At 73.0% G+C, this 20,682-nt stretch carries 16 protein-coding genes; 6 read left to right on the forward strand and 10 right to left on the reverse strand.

Annotated elements, in window-relative coordinates; translation table 11 throughout:
* Positions 1 to 311: 311 nt before the first annotated feature.
* The 4 genes from pruA to OG871_RS15365 all read right to left on the reverse strand — a co-directional run bounded on the left by pruA (position 312) and on the right by OG871_RS15365 (position 4,497).
* Positions 312 to 1,937, reverse strand: a complete 1,626-nt coding sequence (pruA, locus tag OG871_RS15350; RefSeq protein ID WP_371503321.1) for an L-glutamate gamma-semialdehyde dehydrogenase — start codon at positions 1,935 to 1,937, stop codon at positions 312 to 314.
* Between the two features lie 136 nt (positions 1,938 to 2,073).
* Complete coding sequence (locus OG871_RS15355; RefSeq protein WP_371497334.1) at positions 2,074 to 2,730, reverse strand: HAD family hydrolase; 657 nt, start codon at positions 2,728 to 2,730, stop codon at positions 2,074 to 2,076.
* A 50-nt stretch (positions 2,731 to 2,780) separates the two neighbouring features.
* Positions 2,781 to 3,290 (reverse strand): hypothetical protein, encoded by a 510-nt coding sequence (locus OG871_RS15360; RefSeq protein WP_371497335.1) that lies wholly within the window; start codon positions 3,288 to 3,290, stop codon positions 2,781 to 2,783.
* Positions 3,291 to 3,396: 106 nt separating this feature from the next.
* Positions 3,397 to 4,497, reverse strand: a complete 1,101-nt coding sequence (locus tag OG871_RS15365; protein ID WP_371497336.1) for a patatin-like phospholipase family protein — start codon at positions 4,495 to 4,497, stop codon at positions 3,397 to 3,399.
* 300 nt (positions 4,498 to 4,797) lie between these two features.
* On the opposite strand from OG871_RS15365, the gene OG871_RS15370 reads away from it, so the two are divergent.
* A complete protein-coding gene (locus OG871_RS15370; RefSeq protein WP_371497337.1) occupies positions 4,798 to 5,391 on the forward strand; it encodes an Rv3235 family protein in 594 nt (197 codons plus the stop codon).
* 116 nt (positions 5,392 to 5,507) lie between these two features.
* On the opposite strand, the gene secA is transcribed toward OG871_RS15370, so the two are convergent.
* A complete protein-coding gene (secA, locus tag OG871_RS15375; protein WP_371497338.1) occupies positions 5,508 to 8,258 on the reverse strand; it encodes a preprotein translocase subunit SecA in 2,751 nt (916 codons plus the stop codon).
* 282 nt (positions 8,259 to 8,540) lie between these two features.
* Here secA and OG871_RS15380 point away from each other — a divergent pair, with 282 nt between their 5' ends.
* On the forward strand, positions 8,541 to 9,695 hold the full coding sequence (locus OG871_RS15380) for a winged helix-turn-helix domain-containing protein (protein WP_371497339.1): 1,155 nt from the start codon (positions 8,541 to 8,543) through the stop codon (positions 9,693 to 9,695).
* Between the two features lie 13 nt (positions 9,696 to 9,708).
* Here the strand turns inward: OG871_RS15380 and OG871_RS15385 are convergent, their stop codons facing one another.
* Positions 9,709 to 10,461, reverse strand: coding sequence for a response regulator (locus OG871_RS15385; protein ID WP_371497340.1), 753 nt, complete (start codon positions 10,459 to 10,461; stop codon positions 9,709 to 9,711).
* 205 nt (positions 10,462 to 10,666) lie between these two features.
* Positions 10,667 to 11,359 carry a ribosome hibernation-promoting factor, HPF/YfiA family gene (gene hpf / locus OG871_RS15390; protein ID WP_371497341.1) on the reverse strand — a complete coding sequence of 231 codons (693 nt, stop codon included), beginning with the start codon at positions 11,357 to 11,359 and terminating at the stop codon, positions 10,667 to 10,669.
* Between the two features lie 364 nt (positions 11,360 to 11,723).
* Between hpf and OG871_RS15395 the strand changes: the two genes are divergently transcribed.
* Complete coding sequence (locus OG871_RS15395; RefSeq protein WP_371497342.1) at positions 11,724 to 12,527, forward strand: ComF family protein; 804 nt, start codon at positions 11,724 to 11,726, stop codon at positions 12,525 to 12,527.
* Here the strand turns inward: OG871_RS15395 and OG871_RS15400 are convergent.
* From OG871_RS15400 to mtrA, 3 genes are all read right to left on the reverse strand, one after another.
* Entirely contained in the window at positions 12,515 to 14,395 is a 1,881-nt protein-coding gene (locus OG871_RS15400) for an LpqB family beta-propeller domain-containing protein (protein ID WP_371497343.1), read from the reverse strand. The genes OG871_RS15395 and OG871_RS15400 overlap by 13 nt on opposite strands.
* Positions 14,367 to 16,454, reverse strand: coding sequence for an MtrAB system histidine kinase MtrB (gene mtrB / locus OG871_RS15405; protein WP_371497344.1), 2,088 nt, complete (start codon positions 16,452 to 16,454; stop codon positions 14,367 to 14,369). Before mtrB ends, OG871_RS15400 begins: the two co-directional genes overlap by 29 nt.
* A 62-nt stretch (positions 16,455 to 16,516) precedes the next feature.
* Positions 16,517 to 17,194, reverse strand: coding sequence for an MtrAB system response regulator MtrA (gene mtrA / locus OG871_RS15410; protein WP_030459579.1), 678 nt, complete (start codon positions 17,192 to 17,194; stop codon positions 16,517 to 16,519).
* Between the two features lie 262 nt (positions 17,195 to 17,456).
* On the opposite strand from mtrA, the gene OG871_RS15415 reads away from it, so the two are divergent.
* From OG871_RS15415 to OG871_RS15425, 3 genes are read left to right on the forward strand one after another with little or no spacing between them, the layout of a single operon-like run.
* The gene (locus OG871_RS15415; protein ID WP_371497345.1) at positions 17,457 to 18,740 is read left to right on the forward strand and encodes a hypothetical protein; all 1,284 of its coding nucleotides are present in this window, start codon (positions 17,457 to 17,459) and stop codon (positions 18,738 to 18,740) included.
* A 5-nt stretch (positions 18,741 to 18,745) separates the two neighbouring features.
* Positions 18,746 to 19,414, forward strand: coding sequence for a DUF4129 domain-containing protein (locus OG871_RS15420; protein WP_371497346.1), 669 nt, complete (start codon positions 18,746 to 18,748; stop codon positions 19,412 to 19,414).
* Positions 19,411 to 20,679, forward strand: a complete 1,269-nt coding sequence (locus tag OG871_RS15425; RefSeq protein WP_371497347.1) for a DUF4350 domain-containing protein — start codon at positions 19,411 to 19,413, stop codon at positions 20,677 to 20,679. Before OG871_RS15420 ends, OG871_RS15425 begins: the two co-directional genes overlap by 4 nt.
* Positions 20,680 to 20,682 lie beyond the last annotated feature (3 nt).

Genomic DNA, 20,682 nt, shown 5'->3' on the forward strand with positions numbered 1-20,682 from the left:
ACGTTTGGCCTGCATCGTTCAGGACCCGGCGACGCCAGCCAGCCTAACCTGATGAAACGAAGGTGTCAGGGGACACGGAGGAGCAATCCTGCAGGGAGATCGATCCTTCCTGGACACCATGTCCAATCGGCGCGATCCGACTGTCAGCGACTGCCGGATTGCTCCCCCACCTGCGGGTCGGGTGTTCCACGGGCCGCCGCCGGTTCTTCCAGGTGACGTGGCCGAGTGGTGCGGAATTCGTGGCGGAGGCGAGCCCGTGGACGGACCGCCGGGCGCCGAGCGGGGCGGGGCGGGGGCGGTCGGGTCGGCCGTCAGCCCATGTGCGGGTAGCGGTGGTCGGTCGGCGGGACGAAGGTCTCCTTGATCGACCGGGCCGAGGTCCAGCGCAGCAGGTTCTGCGCCGCGCCCGCCTTGTCGTTGGTGCCGGAGGCCCGGCCGCCGCCGAACGGCTGCTGGCCGACCACCGCGCCGGTGGGCTTGTCGTTGATGTAGAAGTTGCCCGCGGTGAACCGCAACCGCTCCACCGCCTGGGCGATCGCATAGCGGTCCTGCGCGACGACCGCGCCGGTCAGCCCGTACGGCGCCCCGGCGTCCACCCGGTCCAGCACGTCCGGCCACCGGGCGTCCTCGTAGAGCTGCACGGACAGGATCGGGCCGAAGTACTCGGTCCGGAAGATCTCGTTGCGCTGGTCGGCGGAGAGCAGCACGGTCGGCCGGACGAACCAGCCGATGGCGTCGTCGTACTGGCCGCCCGCGACCAGCTCGACCCCCGGGTCCCGCCGGGCCCGCTCGATCGCGGTCCGGTTCTTCTCGTACGCCCTGGCGTCGATCAACGCGCCCATGAAGTTGCTCAGGTCGTTGACGTCGCCGACGGTCAGCGCGTCGACCTCGGCCAGGAACTCGTCCTTGATCCGCTGCCACAGGCTGCGCGGCAGGTACGCCCGGGAGAGCGCCGAGCACTTCTGTCCCTGGTACTCGAACGCGCCCCGGATCAGGGCCGTGCGCAGGATCCCGGGATCGGCCGAGGGGTGCGCGACCAGGAAGTCCTTGCCGCCGGTCTCGCCGACGATCCGCGGGTAGCTGCGATAGGAGCCGATCGCGGCGCCGACGGTCTTCCACAGCGACTGGAAGGTCGACGTCGAGCCGGTGAAGTGCAGGCCCGCCAGCGCCGGACTGGCCAGGGCGACCTGGGACAGCGCGTGGCCGTCGCCGGTCACCAGGTTGATCACCCCGGGCGGCAGGCCGGCCGCCTCCAGCAGCCGCATCAGGTAGTGGGCGGAGAGCGTCTGGGTGGGCGCGGGCTTCCACACCACGGTGTTGCCCATCAGCGCGGGCGCGGTGGGCAGGTTGCCCGCGATGGCGGTGAAGTTGAACGGGGTGATCGCGTAGACGAAGCCCTCCAGCGGCCGGTGGTCGGTGCGGTTCCACACCCCTGGCGAGGACTGCGGCTGGTCGGCCAGCAGCTGCCGGGCGAAGTGCACGTTGAAGCGCCAGAAGTCGACCAGCTCGCACGGCGCGTCGATCTCGGCCTGCTGGACGGTCTTGGACTGGCCGAGCATGGTCGCCGCGGCGACCGTCTCCCGCCAGGGGCCGGCCAGCAGGTCCGCGGCGCGCAGGAAGACGGCGGCCCGGTCGTCGAAGGAGAGCGAGCGCCACCGGGCGCCGGCGGCGAGCGCGGCGTCCACGGCCAGCTGGGCGTCCTGGTGGGTGGCGTTGCCGAGCACCCCGAGCTTGGCCGCACGGTGGTGCGGCTGGACGACCTCGATCCGGTCCCCGCCGCCGAACCGCTGCTCGCCGGCGATGGTCATCGGCAGCGGGATCTGCTCGGCGGCCAGCTCGTCCAGCTTCCGTTCCAGCCGCTCGCGCTCGGGACTGCCGGGTGCGTAGCCGTGCACGGGCTCGTTGACGGGGATCGGGACCTGGGTCACTGCGTCGATCGGCACGGTCGCTCCACGGGATCCGGACGGCTGGCGATGGCTGGCATCGTCCAGACTGACCACCCACCGCCCTTCCGTCCGGGGCGACACGCTCACCCGGGCGATCCGCCCGGAGGCCCCTGCGCGACCCGGCCGATCAGGCGGCGAGCTCCGCCGCCAGCTCGACCGCCTCCGCCAGGCTGTCCACCACCGGGACCCCGGCCACCTCCAGCTTCGCCCTGGTGTGCGACCCCCCGCTGTACAGCACCGCGTGCAGCCCCCACTCCAGCGCGGCCTGCGCGTCGTCCACCGCGTCACCGATCAGCACCGTGTGCTGCGGGGCCACCTCCGGTCCGAGCGCCGCCAGATGCCGGGCCAGGTGGCCGGCCTTGCGGCCGCCGGAGGCGCCGGTGCGGCCGTCCACCCGCAGGAACTCGCCGAGCAGGCCGAACCCCTCCACCACCGGCACCAGGCGCTCGTGCTCGTACATCGACAGCAGCGACTGGCTGCGGCCCGCCGCCCGCCAGTCGCTGAGCAGCGCGGGCACCCCGTCGGTCAGCCCGCAGGCGGTGCTGAGCTCGGCGTAGCGGTGGTGGAAGACGTCGTCCAGCGCCTCCCACTCGACCTGGCTCGGGTCCCGGCCGAGGAGACGCCGGTAGAAGCGCGGGATCGGGATCTCGTACATCTCCCGGTACCGCTCAAGGGTCAGCGGCGCGACGCCGAGGGTCGCGAAGGCCGCGTTGCTCGCGCCGAGCACCGCTTCCATGTCGTGAAAGAGGGTGCCGTTCCAGTCCCAGACGATATGAGTGCGCACCCTGGAACGGTACCGGCCGCCGCCGACACCCCGGCGGGCAGGAGAGCCGCTCAGGCCAGCAGGCCGGAGATCTCCTGGGTCGCGAACCACAGCAGCTCGTGGTCCTCGGCGCCGCCCACCGTGAACTGGGCGTCCGCGTCGCCCTTGTCCGCCGCGGCGATCGCCAGCGCGGCGGCCGCCACGTCCACGGCCACGTCCTCGTCGGCCACGTCGGCGTGCACCGCCGCCGCCTTCGCCAGCGGGATCGGGCCCTTCAGCACCACCCGGCCCAGCGAGGACTGGTCCTGGTACTCGTCCCCCGGGTACGGCGACACGGCCGAGTCGGCGACCTCCACGGCCACCACCACCCGGCGGCGCGGCACGGCGGTGTCCTCGGCCAGCAGCCGCAGCGAGGCCTCGGCGGCCCGGTTGAGCGCCGCGTACTCCAGCTCCTCCAGATCGTCGCTGACGTACCACTCGCGCAGCGCGGGAGTCACCGCGTACGCGACCGCCTCGTCCAGCGCGCCCCCCGGATGCGCCGCTGCCAGACCCTTCAACGTGGTGGGCACGTACACGCGCATCGGGAGCACCTTCCTCGATCGGTCCGCGGCCTGCTCACCGCGCCCCCAAGAATACGGCCCGCGTGATCACCCCGGCGCCGATCGGCCCCGGCCGCGCCCGCAGCCGTCAGCCCGCGACGGCGCCCAGGGCGGCCCGGCTGGTGCGCAGCGCCGACTCCAGCACCGGGCCGCGCCGTGCCGGGTCCATCATGTTCGGGCCCATCACCGCCAGGTCCGCCTGGGTCGGCGCGAGCAGCTGTACCCGGGTGCCCACGGCCCGCAGCTCCCGCACCTCGCGCAGCAGCTGCCGGGTGACCGCCCGCCGGTAGCGGCTGAGCAACTGGGCCAGCACGCCCCGGGGCCGGTCCCGCTCGCGCCACTCGCGCAGTGCCGCGACGGTGCCCCTGGTCGGCTCGGCCCGCCCCGCCGGGTGCAGCCGCACGCCCATCGGTGCCAGCACGTAGACCTCGTCCAGTCCCCGGCCCGCCATCAGGTCGGCGTTGGTGGCCGACCAGCAGCCGCCGTCCACGTACCGGCCGCCGGCCACCTCCACCGGCGCGAACCACCCCGGGATCGCGCAGGAGGCCATCACCGCCTCGGCCACCTCCGCCGCCGGTGCGTCCGGGTCGCCGAAGGTCACCCGGCGGCCGGAGCGGTAGTCCACCGCCGCCACCCGCAGGCCGGTGCCGGCCGGCCAGCCGCCCTCCCCCAGCAGTCCGCGGACCAGGTCCCCAATCGGCGCCACCGAGCCCCGGCCGGTCGGTACGGCGGCCGAGACCATGGTCAGGAACGGGTAGTCCCGCGGGTGCCGGACGACGTCCCGCAGCAGCCCCGGCGAGCCGATGCCGGGCCGGGGGCGCGGCGGCAGCGCCCCGCCGACGGCGGTGTCGTAGTCGAAGTCGACGGCGGCCAGCGGGCCCTCGGTGATCGGCCGGCCCATCTGGTGGTCGCGCAGCTGGCCGGGCTCGACACCTGCGGCCAGCAGGGCGCCCAGGATGGCACCGGCCGAGGTACCCAGCAGCACGTCGGCGCTGCCGGGCCGCCAGCCGGTGGCCTCCTCGACCGCGCACAGCGCTCCGACCGTCCAGGCCGCGCCGAGCATCCCGCCGCCGCCCAGCACCAGTCCGCGCCGCACCCCGTCCCCGGCCCCGGCCCGCACGCCGGACGCGCGTTCCACGGCCGGCCCGCCACGGGCCGGCCGGCCGTCTCCCGTCGACACCTGGGTCACGCCGTGCCCTCCGCATCCTCGGAATCCGTTCCCCCGATACTGCGCCCTACCTGTCGGTAGGTCGGGCGGCGCAACGCCCCGTTCGCACCCTTCGCCCGTCCCCCTTCGGGCCATGTCCACCGGGCCCGGACGTCAACCGGCACCCGTCCGGGACGAGCGGTCCGGGCCGGGACGCCCGCTTCCGTCACCCGGATAGGTGACACCGGCGAACCCCTCCGAGGCGGGGCGCGCACGGTTTGCCGCGCTCTCCTCGGCCCGGATACCAAGAGTCCCAGCCGCCACACCCACGGGAGGTCCGCAGTGCTCGAAGCCACCGCCGTCACCACCGCCGCACCGGACGTCACCACACCGGACGCCACCGCGTCGCAGTCCGAGCCCGTACGCGCGGTGCAGCGTTCGCAGCCCGCGCCCAGCATCCGCCCGCTGGTGCACGCGACCGGCCGCCACCGCCCGCGCCGTCCCGTGCGCCACCCGCATCCGGTGACCGCACCGGGCGCACCGGGCGCCGAACCGGAGGGAGTCCGCGCCCCGCGCCACCCCCGCACGGCGTGCGCCCCCGCGCGCGGGGCGGGCCAGGGCGAACTGGCGAGCCGCTTCGCGCACCGCCTGGTCGAGGTGCTGACCGGGATCCGCCCGGTCGGCCAGCTGCAGCGGCACACCACGCTCAAGGGCTACCAGCAGCTCGTCGCCCTGGTCCGCAGCGGCCCGCTGCGCCCGCGCGGCCGGGCCCCGCAGGCGAGGCTCGGCCGGGTGTACGACTCCGCGCCCGGCAGCGGCGCCCTGGAGGTCTGCGTACGGGTGGAGTTCGGGCCGCGTCACCACATGGTCGCGTTCCGGCTGGAGCAGCACCGCCAGACCCGGCAGTGGCAGTGCGCCGCCGTGGAGGCCCGCTGACGGCCGGCCGGAGCGGCGCGGGCGGCCGGTGGGCGGCGGGCGGCCCGGACAAGCGCCAGGGCGCCACCCCCACGACGGTGGGAGCGGCGCCCTGGTGACACCTCTGCGGGGTGGGGTCAGGCCTTGCGGCGCCGGCCGCCCTTGGCCGACTTGGCCGCCTTGCGGCGCTCGGCGCGGGTCAGCCCGTCGCCGTCCTCCGGCGCGAGGTCGTCGAAGTCGCCCTCGACGACACCGCCGCCGATCGAGTCGGAGGGGGCGACGTAGTGCAGCTTCTTGCGCTGCGGCGCCTCCAGGCCCTTGGCCTTGATCTCCGGCCGGACCTCCTTCTCCAGGGACACGTCCGAGTCGGAGACCGGTACCTCCTCGACCTGCTGGTCGACCTGGACCTCCAGGTTGAACAGGTAGCCGATCGACTCCTCCTTGATGCCCTCCATCATGGCGGAGAACAGGTCGAAGCCCTCGCGCTGGTACTCGACCAGCGGGTCGCGCTGGGCGTAGGCCCGCAGCGCGATGCCCTCCTGGAGGTAGTCCATCTCGTAGAGGTGCTCGCGCCAGCGGCGGTCCAGCACCGACAGCACCACGCGGCGCTCCAGCTCCCGCATGATCTGCTCGCCGAGCTGGTCCTCGCGGGCGCCGTACTGGGACTGGACGTCCTCCTGGAGCACCTTGGTCAGGTAGTCCGGGGTGAGCGCGGCCGGGCCGCCGGCCTCCTCCTCCAGCTCCTCCAGGTCGAGGGTGACCGGGTAGAGCTGCTTGAGGGCGGTCCAGAGCTTGTCGAGGTCCCAGTCGTCCTCGAAGCCCTCGCCGGTCGCGGCGGCGACGTAGGCCGCGACGGTGTCGTCCATGAAGTGGCCGATCTGCTCCTGCAGGTCCTCGCCCTCCAGGACGCGCCGGCGCTCGGTGTAGATGACCTCGCGCTGGCGGTTGAGCACCTCGTCGTACTTGAGGACGTTCTTGCGGATCTCGAAGTTCTGCTGCTCGACCTGGGTCTGCGCGGAGGCGATCGCCCGGGTGACCATCTTCGACTCGATCGGCACGTCCTCGGGGACGTTCGCCATCGACAGCACGCGCTCGACCATGCCGGCCTTGAACAGCCGCATCAGGTCGTCGCCGAGCGACAGGTAGAAGCGGGACTCGCCCGGGTCGCCCTGACGGCCGGAGCGGCCGCGCAGCTGGTTGTCGATCCGGCGGGACTCGTGGCGCTCGGTGCCGAGGACGTACAGGCCGCCGGCCTCCTGGACCTCGGCCTCCTCGACCTTGACGGCCTCCTTGGCCTTCTCCAGCGCGCTCGGGTACGCGGCCTCGTAGTCCTCCGGGGTGTCCTCCGGGTTGAGCCCGCGCTGGGCCAGGTCCGCGGCGGCCAGGTACTCGGGGTTGCCGCCGAGCTTGATGTCGGTACCACGGCCGGCCATGTTGGTGGCCACGGTGACCGCGCCCTTGCGGCCGGCCTGCGCGACGATCTGCGCCTCGCGCTCGTGGTGCTTGGCGTTCAGCACCTCGTGCGGGACGCCGCGCTTGCGCAGCTCCTGGGACAGGTACTCGGACTTCTCGACCGACACGGTGCCGACCAGCACCGGCTGGCCCTTCTCGTGCCGCTCCGCGATGTCCTCGACCACGGCGGCGAACTTGGCCGGCTCCGACTTGTAGATCAGGTCGGGCTGGTCGATCCGCAGCGGGGTCTTGTTGGTCGGGATCGGCACCACGCCGAGCTTGTAGATCTGGTGGAACTCGGCGGCCTCGGTGGTGCCGGTACCGGTCATGCCCGACAGCTTGTCGTACAGGCGGAAGAAGTTCTGCAGGGTGATGGTGGCCAGCGTCTGGTTCTCGTTCTGGACCTCCACCCCCTCCTTGGCCTCGATCGCCTGGTGCATGCCCTCGTTGTAGCGGCGGCCCGCGAGCATGCGGCCGGTGTGCTCGTCAACGATCATGACTTCGCCGTTCATGACGACGTAGTCCTTGTCGTTCTTGTAGAGCTCCTTGGCCTTGATGGCGTTGTTCAGGAACCCGACCAGCGGGGTGTTCACCGACTCGTAGAGGTTGTCGATGCCCAGGTAGTCCTCGACCCGGGTGACACCCTCCTCCAGCACGCCGACGGTGCGCTTCTTCTCGTCCACCTCGTAGTCGCGGTCGCGCTTGAGGCGCTGCACCAGCTTGGCGAAGTCGCTGTACCACTTGGTGGCCTGGTCGGCCGGACCGGAGATGATCAGCGGGGTACGGGCCTCGTCGATCAGGATCGAGTCGACCTCGTCGACGATCGCGAAATTGTGGCCGCGCTGCACCAGTTCGTCCTGCGACCACGCCATGTTGTCGCGCAGGTAGTCGAAACCGAACTCGTTGTTGGTGCCGTACGTGATGTCCATGCCGTACTGGCGCTTGCGCTCGGCCGGCGACATGTTGGCGAGGATCACGCCGACCTCGAGGCCGAGGAAGCGGTGCACCCGGCCCATCCACTCCGAGTCACGCTCGGCGAGGTAGTCGTTGACCGTGATCAGGTGCACACCCTCGCCGGTCAGCGCGTTGAGGTACGCCGGCAGCGTGCCCACCAGGGTCTTGCCCTCACCGGTGCGCATCTCGGCGACGTGGCCGAAGTGCAGGGCCGCGCCACCCATCAGCTGGACGTCGTAGTGACGCTGCCCGAGCACGCGCTTGGACGCCTCGCGGACGGTGGCGAATGCCTCGGGGAGGAGGTCGTCCAGCGTCTCGCCGTCGGCCAGCCGGGTCTTGTACTCGTCGGTCAGCGCCCGCAGTTCGTCGTCGGTGAGGTTGACGAAGTCCTCTTCGATCGAATTGACCTGGGCAGCAATCCGCTGCAGCTTGCGAAGGGTCTTACCCTCGCCGGCGCGCAGGATCTTGTCGAAGACGGACACTTGGGCGGGCTCCTTGCCTGGATCGGCTCTGGACTACAGCACGGCGAGACCTACCCCACCGTACGGTCATCGTATGCGAGGACGACAAGCCGTCGGGAGGTGCGTCAGCACGGTATTCACGTGTCACCCACGAGGGCAAAGCACCTATTGCCGTCACCGCCGGGGCAAAACGGTCAGCCGCAGCGTTCTCCGTGCCCTGCTCAACCGCCGACGGGGCCGAAGGGTTCCCCTCCTTCTTGCCTCCACCACCGGCTGTCAGTGCCTGCCCCTACCCTGCCCGGCATGACCGCCATGAGCCTCTCCGCCGACCAGGCCCGCCTGATCGCCCTCCGCGCCCAGGGACTGCTGGGCGCCCCGGACCGCCGTGCCGGCGTCCGGGGTGTGCTGCGCCACCTCGGCGCCGTCCAGCTGGACACCATCTCGGTCCTGGCCCGCTCGCACGAGCTGGTCCCGTACGCGCGGCTGGGCGCGGTCGGCCGCCCGGCCGTGGAGAGCGCGTACTGGGGCGCGGCGGCCACGTTCGAGTACTGGTCGCACGCGGCCTGCATCCTGCCGGTGGAGGAGTGGCCGCTGTTCGCGTTCCGCCGCCGCGCGTACCGTGCCCGGGGGAACCTCTGGGGCCATCAGGTCTCCCCCGACACGTACCGGCAGGTGCTCGACCAGCTGCGTGCCGAGGGTCCGCTCACCTCGACGGAGCTGGGCGGCGCCAAGAAGACCGCCGAGTGGTGGGACTGGTCCGACACCAAGATCGCGGTCGAGCGCGCGCTCTCCTTCGGCGACGTGGTCTGCACCGAGCGCCGCGGCTGGAAGCGGGTCTACCGGCTGGCCGAGCAGGCCGTTCCGGACGCGCTGTACGGGCGGGAGCCCAGCGACGCGGAGTGCCTGCGACAGCTGGTCGCCCAGGCCGGCGCCGCCCTCGGGGTGGCCACCCGGGCCGATCTGATGGACTACCACCGGCTCAAGGCCGCGCAGTTCGACCGAGCCGTGGACGAGTCCGGCCTGGTCCCGGTCGAGGTGGCCGGCTGGTCCGCGCCCGCCTGGGCCGACCCGGCGGCGCTGGAGTCCGCCCCGCGCGGCCGGCACCGCACCACCCTGCTGTCACCGTTCGACTCCCTGGTCTGGGACCGCGCCCGCACCGAGCGGATCTTCGGCATGACCCACCGTCTGGAGGCCTACACCCCCAAGCACAAGCGGGTGCACGGGTACTTCGCGATGCCGCTGCTGGCCCGGGGCCGGCTGGTCGGCCGGGTCGATCCGGCGCGCGAGGGACGGACCCTGGTGGCCCGTCAGGTCTCGCTGGCCGCGCCGAAGCACCTCGACGCGCTGGCCGCCGCGCTGCGCGAGGCCGCCGAGTGGGTCGGCTGCGACGGCGTCCGCGTGGAGGCGCTGGGCGACGAACGGCTGAGGCCGGCCCTCCAGGCCCTGCTGGACGGCTGAAGGGCCGCCGGGATCAGCCTATTTCGAGGATCTTCTCCCGCATCGCGTAGACCACGGCCTCCATCCTGGAGTGCAGCTGCAGCTTCTCCAGGATGTTCCGGACGTGGTTCTTGACGGTGTTCTCGCTGATGAACAACTCCTTGGCGATCTCCCGGTTGTTCATCCCGGTGGCCACCAGCTTGAGCACCTCCAGCTCCCGGTCGGTCAGCCGGGGCGCCGGGACCAGCTCCCGGTCGTCGGAACGGCGCTGGATCATCGACTTGAACTCGGTGAGCAGCTTGGAGGCCATCGAGGGGCTGATCTGGGACTGTCCGTCCGCCACGGCCCGGATCGCGGTCGCGACCTCGTCGGTGGAGATCTCCTTGAGCAGGTACCCGGTGGCACCCGCCTTGATCGCCTCGTAGAGGTCGGCCTCCTCGTCGCTTATCGTCAGCATGATGATCTTGGCGCTGGGGACCACGTCCTTGATCGCGGTGCAGGCCTCGATCCCGCTCCGGCGCGGCATTCTGACGTCCATCAGGATGATGTCCGGCAGCAGGTCCGCCGCCTTGAGCACGGCCTCGGCGCCGTCGCCGGCCTCACCGATGACCGTGATGTCCTCCTCCTCGGCCAGCACGATCTCCAGGCCTCGGCGGAACAGTGCGTGGTCGTCCACCACCAGGACCCGGATCGGCTCGGTACGGCGCAGCGCGTACTCGGGTTCGTCACCCTCGCCGCGTCCGACCCCCCGGCCGCCTCCCAAACCCTGGCTGAATGGCTCGCCCATCCGCTCCTCCCCCTGGCCGCCGGTCGATGTCGTGCTCAATCATTCCACGGCGGTGAACCGATCGATCACCCTCCGCCGTCGCACGGCCCAGCTGGGTGACCCCGGCGGCTAGGGCCGCCGGGGTCACCGGTCAGATCTGTCTGGCGAGTTGTCCCGGGTGCCTCAGGGTGGTGGCCCCGGGTCCACCGGGCCGGTCGACGGCCCGTCAGTCCTCGTCCGGTCCACCGATCGCGCCGCCTGCGCCACCGGCCTCACCCTGGGCGTTGTGGTCCTCCTTGAGGTGGATCACGCCGTAGTGGTAGCCGTGCCGGCGGTAGACCACGCTCGGCAGGCCGCTGTCCTTCTCCACGAACAGGTAGAAGTCGTGGCCGACGAGCTCCATCTCGTACAGCGCCTGGTCCAGCGACATCGGACCGGCGGGGTGGGTCTTCTCCCGGACGACGAGGGGGCCGTCGCCCTCCACCTCCAGCGATCCCATCATGGTCTTGCGAACCGCCCCGTTGGTGCCGGTCTCGGGCCGCGTCGTCTCGGGGAGGGCAGCCAGTGCCGCCGTCGCCTCCGCGACGCTGATCGGGGTGCGGCCGTTGCCGCCCTTGTGCACACGACGGCGGTCGGCGGACTTGCGCAGCTGCGCGTCCAGCTTCGCCGAGGCCAGGTCGAGGGCCGCGTAGGGGTCGGCCGCGGCGGCCTCGGCCCGGATCACCGGGCCACGGGTACGGAGGGTGATCTCGACCCGCTCGGAGCGGTCGGCCTGGCGCGGGTTGTGTTCCTTGGACACCTCGACGTCGAGGCTGATCACCTTGCCGTCAAACTTCTGGACCTTCTCCAGCTTCTCGGCCACGTGCTCGCGGAACCTCTTCGGCACCTCGGTCTTGCGGCCCTTGACGACGATGTCCACGCAGAACTCCGATCCCTTGTGCTGTCGCCGACCCGGAGTGCATACCGGATCGGACTGAGTCCCAGCCGGACCAGCCAATCAGTCACCGGCCCCGGCGTCGCCGGGAACGGCGAGCGCGACTGGCCCTCACCTCACTTCCTCCCCACCAGGAGCGCTTGAAACCCCCTCTGGCCTTATGAGACACCTCACCAGGGGATTTCGCCTCCCCAGTCGAACAACGTAACGAGGCAGAGCTGGCAGTACGGCTGTCCCATCTGTTTACCCTCCTACGGGTGAAAGACGGGTAAACACCTGGACAACACCGCCAGGGTGGTCAACCGTATGGCGCACATCGCATCTGCGCTACCCCTTCGGAGGCGCCGATATGACCGCTCTGTCCATTCCGGCCACCCATCGCCTCGGGCTCCTCGACCTCCTGCTCCCGGCCGTCTGCGTCGGCTGCCGGGGCGGGCCCGGTCAGCTCTGCCCGGAGTGCCGCAGGCTGCTGGCCGCCGCCCGGCCGGGCCCCGCCGGCCCACGCCCCGCACCGCCCGGCCTGCCCCCGCTGCACGCCGCCGGGCCGTACGCGGAGCCGCTCCGGAGCCTGCTGATCGCCCACAAGGAGCGCGGCGCGCTGCGGCTCGCCGGGCCGCTCGGCGCACTACTGGCCGGTGCGGTCCGGTCGGCCGCCGGCGACACCGGGCCGGTCCTGCTCGTCCCGGTGCCCTCCACCCGTCGGTCGGTCCGCGCCCGGGGCCACGATCCGATGCTCCGGCTGGCCCGGTCGGCCGCCCGGGCCCTGCGCCGGTCCGGCCGCTACGCCCGGGTCGCCCCGGTGCTGCGCCAGACCCGCCGGGTGGCGGACCAGGCGGGGCTGGACGCGGACGGGAGGCGGCGCAATCTCGCCGGCGCCCTGGCGGTACCGGCCCGGTCTGCGGCGCGGCTCGGCGGGGCCGGACAGCGCCACCGCCTGGTCCTGGTGGACGACCTGGTCACCACCGGCGCGAGCCTGGCCGAGGCCGCCCGGGCGCTGGCCGCCGCGGGCCTCGCGCCGTACGCGGCCGCCACCGTCGCCGCGGTCGCCAGACGGCCCGCCGCGCCCGGGGCCGGCCCGCGGCGGGCCCGGCCGCAGGAGGGCCGACCGGAGCAGCGTGGGCCCGGGCGGGGAGCCCGGGGTCAGCCCGGGTAGGAGAACGAGAGCGCCGGGTGCTGCTGGGGGACGGACACCTCACGCCACTGGGTGCCCTGCAGCCGGTAGATGTGGTGGTCCGAGACGGCCAGCACCGGTGGCACGGTGTCACCCACCCGGCTCTCGGTGGCCGAGACCGAGGTCATCGACTCACCGCCCTGCAGCGGTGAGTCGCTGCTCTGCGAGCCGTCGGTGCCCAGGTAGTGCAGCTGCTGCAGCTTCTCCTTCTCCCGGCCGAGCACCAGCAGCTGGTCGGTGTCCGCCCAGGACACCGCGGTGACCTCGGTCAGCAGCGGAGCGATCGGCCGCAGGCCGGAGATCTCCGCCAGCGGCGCGCTCGCGGTGCCCCGGTGGGTCAGCAGACCGAGCTCCACGGTGCGGGCGTTGTCCTTGGGGTTGCTGAGCACCAGGGCGACCCGGGTGCCGTCCGAGGAGACCTTGAGGGACTGCACCGTGCGCCCGTTCAGCCCGTGCACGTCGACGGTGTAGGCGGCGGCGCCCCGGACCATCACCACCCGCCGGTTCGCGGGGTCGCGGTCGACCAGCCACAGGTCCCCCCGGCCGTCCCAGCTGGGCGAGGTCAGGCCCTGGTCGGGCTGCGGCGCCCGGCTGGTCAGCACCGGCGCGCCGATCTTGTCGTTGTCGCCCGTACCGACCACCTGGAGGGTGCGCCCGTCGGCGCCGATCACCGCCACCGCGCCCGCGTCCCGGCGGACCGCGAAGGTGCCGGGCCTGGGCTCGCCGGACTGCCCGGCCGGCGTCGGCTGGCCCAGCGGACCGGACAGCGGGTGGCCCTGGTCGTCGCCGGGCGACACCATCATCTGACCGGTCTCCAGCTGGTAGTACTGGTACGCGCCGAAGCTGCCGGCCAGGCTGCCGGGTGCGACCCGGGCCGCCGCGTCGGCGCCGATGGTGCAGCCGCCCTTGACGCCGCTCAGGTCCAGCCGCTGGATCGGCGCCTTCCCCTGCTGGTCGGCCAGGGTGTGGTAGAGCTGCCCGGCCATCTGCTGGCACAGGTCGCTGCGGCCGGCGAAGTCGGGCACGTCCACCTTGACGGTGGCGGTCTTGCTGTCGCTGACGGTCACCGGGCCCACGATCCGGACCCCGTCGAAGGCCGAGTAGACGGCTGGCGCGAGCCAGGTGGAGGGCCCGGCGGCCAGCGCCTTGGCCGCCGCCGTCAGCGGGTCGATCCGCCGGCGCAGGTAGATCGGGTCGGGCACCAGCACCGAGGCCGTCCGGGCGCGCTCCGCCGACGGGTCGGTGAGACCGAAGAAGTAGCGGTGGACGGCCCGGTAGCCGTTCTTGAAGGTCGTCTGGTTGGTGATCAGCCCGTCGGGGAGCTTGTCGATCCGCCACTCGCCCTTGTTCGCGCCCTCGGTCTCCTTGACGAAGGTGAAGTTCTCCTGGAATCGCGCCCCGTCGGCCGCCGCCCGGTACGAGTGCTTGGCGTCCAGCCCGCCGACCAGGTCACCGGTGACCGAGACCTGGGTGGCGGTGGAGCCCTCGGGCAGCGGGGAGCCGGCCTTGTCGAGGTTGTCCAGCACCGAGACGCCGGCCTCCGGGTCCCACCTGGTCCCGGCGGCCGCGGTGAGGTACTTCTTCGCGGTGCCGTAGTTGGCCTCGTCCGCGTTGGCGGCGTCCAGGAAGCCGGTCAGCAGGTCCACCGGGGCCTCGCCCTTGTACGGCGCCACCGGGTAGACCCGGACCTGCAGGTTCTCGGCACCGGCGCCCTGGGGTATCTCCACCCGCGAGGGCGGACCGCCCTCGGGCATACCGATGCAGCCGGTGGCCAGGAAGGCGAGGAGGGTCCCCCAGACGAGCGCGGCGGCCCGACGCGGGTCAGTCCTCCGGCTGCGTGTCCTTCGCACCCTCAGTCCCCTCCTGCTCGCCGGCCTGGGGCCGTGCGCCCGCGGCCTGCTGTGCCGCCGGCCGGCCGGCCGGCCGGTCGACCACCACCTGGGCGCCCGTCGCACCGTACCCTCCGGCTGCCGACCGGACGTCCGACGGGTCGGCCACCGGCGCCACCGGGGCCCGGCCGAGGCCGGGGCCGATGCTGAGCACCCCGCCCAGGCCGCTGCCGAACCCGCTCGGGCCGCCCTCGGGGGTCTCCGGGGTGTCCGACTGGAGCGCGGCCAGCTCGCCGGAGGAGGTCAGCGCGGTGGCACCCGACGGGCGCTGCGAGCGCCGGTAGGGCGCACCGGTGGAGGCCAGGCCGCGGTTGTGCCGGGAGTCCTCGGGCTCCAGCCGGAACGGCGCCCGGACCAGCTCTCCGCCGCGGGTGCGCGGCAGGGTGAGCCGGAAGTGCGAACCGCCGCCGGGCTCGCCCCAGGCCTGGAGCCAGCCGCCGTGCAGATGGGCGTCCTCGACCGCGATCGACAGGCCGAGGCCGGTCCCACCGGTGGTCCGGACCCGGGACGGGTCGGCCCGCCAGAAGCGGTGGAAGACCCGGGACGCCTCGCCCGGCTTGAGGCCGATGCCGTAGTCGCGGACGCCGACCGCGACCGCGCCGTCCCCGGCACCGAGCCGGATGACCACGTCACGTCCCTCGCCGTGCTCCAGAGCGTTGACCACCAGGTTGCGCAGAATGCGCTCGATCCGCCGCGAGTCGACCTCGGTGACCACCGGGTTCTCGGCGCCGCGGATGATCACTGCGCTGCCCTTGGCCTGTGCCAGCGGGTCGGCCGCCTCCACCACCCGGGTCACGATGTCCCGCAGGTCGACGGGCTCGGCGTCCAGGATCGCGGCGCCGGCGTCGAAGCGGCTGATCTCCAGCAGGTCGGCGAGCAGCGACTCGAAACGGTCCAGCTGCTCCTGGAGCAGCTCCGCCGAGCGGGCCGCCATCGGGTCCAGGTCGTCCCGGCTGTCGTAGATGAGGTCGGCGGCCATCCGGACGGTGGTGAGCGGGGTACGCAGCTCGTGCGAGACGTCCGAGACGAACCGCCGCTGCACCCGGGAGAGCTCCTCCAGCTGCCGGATCTGGGCCTGCAGTCCGTTGGCCATCCGGTTGAACGAGTCGCCGAGCCTGGCGATGTCGTCGGTGCCGGTGACCTTCATCCGCTCCTCGAGGTGGCCCGCGGCCAGCCGCTCGGAGATCCCGGCCGCCATCCGCACCGGGGTCACCACCTGCCGGACCACCAGCCAGGCGATGCCGCCGAGCAGCATCACCAGGAAGACGCCGGCGGTGGCCAGGGTGGTGACCACCAGCCCGAGGGTCTTGGTCTCCTGGTCGAGCGAGAAGACGTAGTACAGCTGGTACTCGGTGTTGGCCGGGTCGGGGCCGACGAACTGCTTGCCGATCACCAGGCCGCTCTCGTCGGAGGGCCCCTTCCCGTCGCCGCGGTGGATGATCGTGGTCTGCTCGTGCGGGACGTCCGGCTGCCGGGCGACGTCCTCCTGCAGCTGCTTGGAGATGCTGATCGGCAGGATGTCGCCGGAGTACCAGGCGCCGCGGAAGTCCGCCTCGGAGCTGCTCGCCTCCTGCCCGGCCGAGGGCAGGATGGCGATCACCGAGTAGACGCCGGCACCACCGCTGGAGAGGTCGGTGACCTGCTTGATCAGCCAGGTCCCGATCTCCTCCCGGGCGGGATCGGCGTTGGCCCCGGCCTTGGCCTGGAGCTTCTTCGCCTCGTTGATCTTGTCCTGCTCGATCTGGAAGCCACCGATGGCCTGGCCCTGCGCGGCGTGGCGCTTGGTCTCCAGCAGGCCGTTGCGGACCTGGGCCACCACGACCACGCCGAGCACCAGCACCACGGCGACCGACAGCAGCAGCGTGGTGGCGACCACCCGCACCTGGATCGACCGCCGGTAGACGGCTATCAGCCGGTTGAACGGGCGACGGAACTGACGGGCCACCAGCGCGAGCAGCGCCGCCGGGCCACGCCGCGGGCGGTGGCCCTGGGTGGTCGAGCTCAGCACGGCGCCGCGCACAGCAGCATCCCCGTCGGGGTCCATACCCGACGGGGACTCGTCAGTCTCCCGGTCCCGCATCGTCAGCTGGGCCCCGCCTTGTAGCCGACGCCGCGGACCGTCACCACGATCTCGGGGCGCTCCGGGTCCTTCTCGATCTTGGACCGGAGGCGCTGCACATGGACGTTGACCAGCCGGGTGTCCGCCGCGTGGCGGTAGCCCCAGACCTGCTCCAGCAGCACCTCGCGGGTGAACACCTGCCAGGGCTTGCGGGCCAGCGCGACCAGCAGGTCGAACTCCAGCGGGGTGAGCGGGATACCCCGGCCTTCCCGCTTGACCGAGTGGCCGGCCACGTCGATGACCAGGTCACCTATGGTCAGCTGCTCCGGCGTGGGCTCCTCCGCCCGGCGCAGGCGGGCCCGGACCCGGGCCACCAGCTCCTTGGGCTTGAACGGCTTGGTGACGTAGTCGTCGGCCCCGGACTCCAGGCCCACCACGATGTCGACCGTGTCGGTCTTCGCGGTGAGCATCACAATCGGAATGCCCGACTCCGCCCGGATCTGGCGGCAGACGTCGATGCCGTCCCTGCCGGGCAGCATCAGGTCGAGGAGGACGAGATCCGGCTTGGTCTCCCGGAAGGCGGCCAGCGCCTTGTCCCCATCCGCGACGAAAAACGGCTCAAAACCCTCACCACGCAGCACGATGCCGAGCATCTCGGCAAGTGCGGTGTCGTCATCAACGACGAGGACGCGTCCCTTCATGTCTCCATCTTCTCATTACCGGATTGTGACCTGACGCACAGCCGTGCCGGTCAATGGTCCCCGGCCCATCGGCGGACCGGGCATAACACCTCAAATCTCGCAGCTCACAGGCGTCGACCGAGCCGTTGTCGATCAGCAACGGGATACCTCTGGGGTGACCACGCCCACCATGGCACGATGGGCGGCGCAGGAACAGTTTCCGGCCGGTCGCCGATCGTTCTCCTGCCCGTCCCAGCGACCAGACGCCCTCCAAGGAGCAGTGATGACCGACAACCCGGGCTGGACCTCGCCCGGCTCGACCGAGCCGGCCGACGGGGCCCCGCCGCAGGCGGCCCGACCGGCCGCAGCACCGGGTCCGTCGGCGACCACCGCCCTGCCGGGCGACGCCCCGCAGGAGCCCCCCGCACAGGAGACTCCCGCACCGGGCACCCCCCACGACACCCCGCCGCCCACCCAGTGGGGCGCTCCGGGCGCTCCGGGCCAGGGCGGCTACGGAGCCCCCGGGTACGGCGCCGGTCCCGCCTGGGGCGCCTCCCAGCCGCCTTACGGGGGCTTCCCGGGCTGGGGCCCGCCGCCGAGCCCGAAGCCCGGCGTCATCCCGCTGCGCCCGCTCGGCGTCGGCGAGCTCCTGGACGGCGCCTTCACCACCGTGCGCAAGTACTGGCGCACCACGCTCCCCCTGTCACTCGGCTTCGCCGCGTTCAGCCAGACCGTCCAGACCTCGCTGGACTGGTGGGCCCGGCAGTCCGGCAGCGACGGGCCCGAGATCACCGCCGCACTGGTACCGGCCGTGCTGGACCTGCTGCTCGGCATCGTCGTCGGCGGCCTGCTGACGATCGTGGTCAGCAAGGGCGTGCTCGGCGCCCCCGTGACGCTGCGCGAGGCCTGGCAGGGGGCCCGCCCCCAGCTCGGCCGGCTCGCCGGCCTCACCTTCGTGACGTTCCTGGTCTTCGTCGGCGTGATGGTGGTCGCCGCCGTACCGCCCGTGCTGGTGCTGATCGTCTCCGGCCCCAGTGAGGGCCTGGGCGTCCTGACCGCGGTGATGATGATCGCCGCCGTCCTGGTGATGATCTGGCTCTGGATCCTGCTCAGCCTGGCCGCCCCCGCCCTGATGCTGGAGCGCCAGGGCGTGCTGACCTCGCTCAGCCGCTCCCGTCGGCTGGTCAGGGGATCGTGGTGGCGCCTGTTCGGCATCAACCTGCTGACCAGCCTCATCGTCGGCCTCATCGCCAGCGTCGCCGTCCTGCCGTTCGTCTTCCTCGCGTCCGCCTTCGGCAGCCCCGACGCGTTCGCCCAGTTCTCCGGTGAGAGCGCCCGCAACCTCACCCTGCCCGCCATGATCGTCATGGCGGTCGGCGGCACCGTGGTCGCCACCATCACCATCCCGATCAACGCCGCCATGAACGTGCTGCTCTACATCGACCGCCGGATCCGCCGCGAGGCGCTCGACATCGAGCTCGCCCGCGCCGCCGAGGCGACGGCGCCCCCGGCAGCCGGCTGGGCGGGCCCGACCGTTCCCGGCCAGAGCACCCCACCGGGAGCCTGACACCGATGCCGAACTGGGGGGAGGGCGTGCTGCTCGCGAGCGGCACACCCGTCACCGTCCCGCGCGACCAGGCCCGGGACGCCGCACGCGACGAACTGCTCAACCCGATCTACCACCGAAACGACCCCGGCCTGATCGAGCGGATCCAGACCTGGCTCTCGGACCGCCTCGACGACCTGCTCTCCGGGGTGGGCTCCGCCACCGACAGCACCACCGGTGTGGTCCTGCTGCTGCTGATGGCCGCCGTGGCGGTGGCCGCGCTCTGGTGGCGGCTCGGCGCTCCCCGCCGCCGCGCCCGCGGCACCGCCCGGCTCTTCGAGGCCGACGGACCGCTCAGCGCCGCCCAGCACCGGTCGGCGGCCCGCGCCCACGCCGACGCCGGTGACTGGTCCGAAGCGGTGCGCGAGCAGATGCGCGCCGTCGTGCGCGCCCTGGAGGAGCGCACCCTGCTGGACGTCCGTCCGGGCCGGACCGCCGACGAGGCGGCCGCCGAGGCCGGCCGGGCCATGCCCGCGCACGCCGCGGCGCTGGCCGCCGCCGCCCGGAGCTTCGACGACATCGCGTACGGCGACCGGACCGCCGAGGCGGCCGACTACCAGTCCCTGGCCGAGCTGGACCGGGCCCTGGAAGCGACCCGCCCGACCCTCGCCCCGGCCGTCGGAGGCGCCGCATGACCACCGCACCCCCACCCGCCCCCGCACCCGCGATACCCGCCGCGCCCGAAACGGCCCCGGCGACCCCGGCCGCCGCGCCGACCAGCCTGGCCCCCGGCGGCCGCCGGCTCTGGCGGCGCTCCCGCTGGTACCTGCTCGCCCTCGCCTTCCTGCTGTCCGTCGGCGTGCTGCTCGGCGGTCTCGGCAACGACAGCGCCTGGGCACCGCTGGACCCCCGCTCGCCCGACCCCGAGGGCGCCCGGGCCGCCGTCGTCCTGCTCGGACGCGAGGGTGTGGACGTCCGGACCGTCGAGGGCGAGTCCGCCCTCGCCGCCGCACTGCGCGAGCCCGGCACCACCGTCGTCCTCCCCCGGCCCGACCTGCTCAGCCGGGCCCAGCTCGCCCGCCTCGGCGCCGTCCCCCCCGGCAGCGCCGGCCGGCTGGTCCTCATCTCCCCGCGGCAGGACGCACTCGACGCACTCGCCCCCGGCATCACCGTGGTGACCGACCCGGACGGGGTCCCCGGCGTCGCGGCGACGATCAGCACCGCACCCGGCTGCCGGCTCCCCGAAGCCGTCCGCGCGGGCAACGCCGAGCTGGGCGGCCTGCTGTACGACGCGGGCTCCGAGGACCTCGGCTGCTACCCGCGGCACGGCCACCAGAGCCTCGTCCGGCACGCCGGGAGCGGCGACCGCGAGACGGTCGTCCTGGGCACCGCCCAGGCGCTCACCAACGACCGGCTGGACGAGAACGGCAACGCCGCACTCGCCCTCGGCCTGCTCGGCGCGCACCAGCGTCTGGCCTGGTACCTGCCCGACTACAGCGCCCCCGTACCGCCCTCGGTCCACCGCAAGCAGTTCGAGGACTTCATCCCGGCCGGCTGGAACTGGGCCGCGCTCCAACTGATCGTCGCGGCCGTCCTGGCGGCCTTCTGGCGCGGCCGCCGGCTCGGGCCGGTGGTCGGTGAACGACTGCCGATCGTGGTGCGGGCCACCGAGACGACCGAGGGCCGGGCCCGGCTCTACCACCGCGCCAAGGCCCGCGGCCGGGCCGCCGACGCACTGCGCCGGGCCGCCGTCCACCGGATCGCCCCCGTGCTCGGCGTCCCCGTGACCGCCGGCGACCCCGACCCCACGGCCCTCGGCGCGGCCGTCGCCGAGCGCCTCGGCCGCCCCGCCGCCGACGTCCAGTCACTGCTGTACGGCGGACCGCCCACCGACGACGCCGCACTGCTGCGGCTCACCGACGACCTCGACGCCCTGGAAAGGCAGGTACGACAGCCGTGACCG

This window comes from Kitasatospora sp. NBC_00374 (assembly GCF_041434935.1).
In the GTDB taxonomy this organism is placed as follows: Bacteria; Actinomycetota; Actinomycetes; order Streptomycetales; family Streptomycetaceae; genus Kitasatospora.

Excerpts from the sequence above, each read along its gene's own strand:
- OG871_RS15380 (WP_371497339.1), top strand. The coding sequence starts at position 8,541 with ATGACCGCCATGAGCCTCTCCGCCGACCAGGCCCGCCTGATCGCCCTC.
- OG871_RS15420 (WP_371497346.1), top strand. The coding sequence starts at position 18,746 with ATGCCGAACTGGGGGGAGGGCGTGCTGCTCGCGAGCGGCACACCCGTC.
- mtrA (WP_030459579.1), bottom strand. The coding sequence starts at position 17,194 with ATGAAGGGACGCGTCCTCGTCGTTGATGACGACACCGCACTTGCCGAG.
- OG871_RS15415 (WP_371497345.1), top strand. The coding sequence starts at position 17,457 with ATGACCGACAACCCGGGCTGGACCTCGCCCGGCTCGACCGAGCCGGCC.
- OG871_RS15385 (WP_371497340.1), bottom strand. The coding sequence starts at position 10,461 with ATGGGCGAGCCATTCAGCCAGGGTTTGGGAGGCGGCCGGGGGGTCGGA.
- OG871_RS15360 (WP_371497335.1), bottom strand. The coding sequence starts at position 3,290 with ATGCGCGTGTACGTGCCCACCACGTTGAAGGGTCTGGCAGCGGCGCAT.
- OG871_RS15425 (WP_371497347.1), top strand. The coding sequence starts at position 19,411 with ATGACCACCGCACCCCCACCCGCCCCCGCACCCGCGATACCCGCCGCG.
- OG871_RS15395 (WP_371497342.1), top strand. The coding sequence starts at position 11,724 with ATGACCGCTCTGTCCATTCCGGCCACCCATCGCCTCGGGCTCCTCGAC.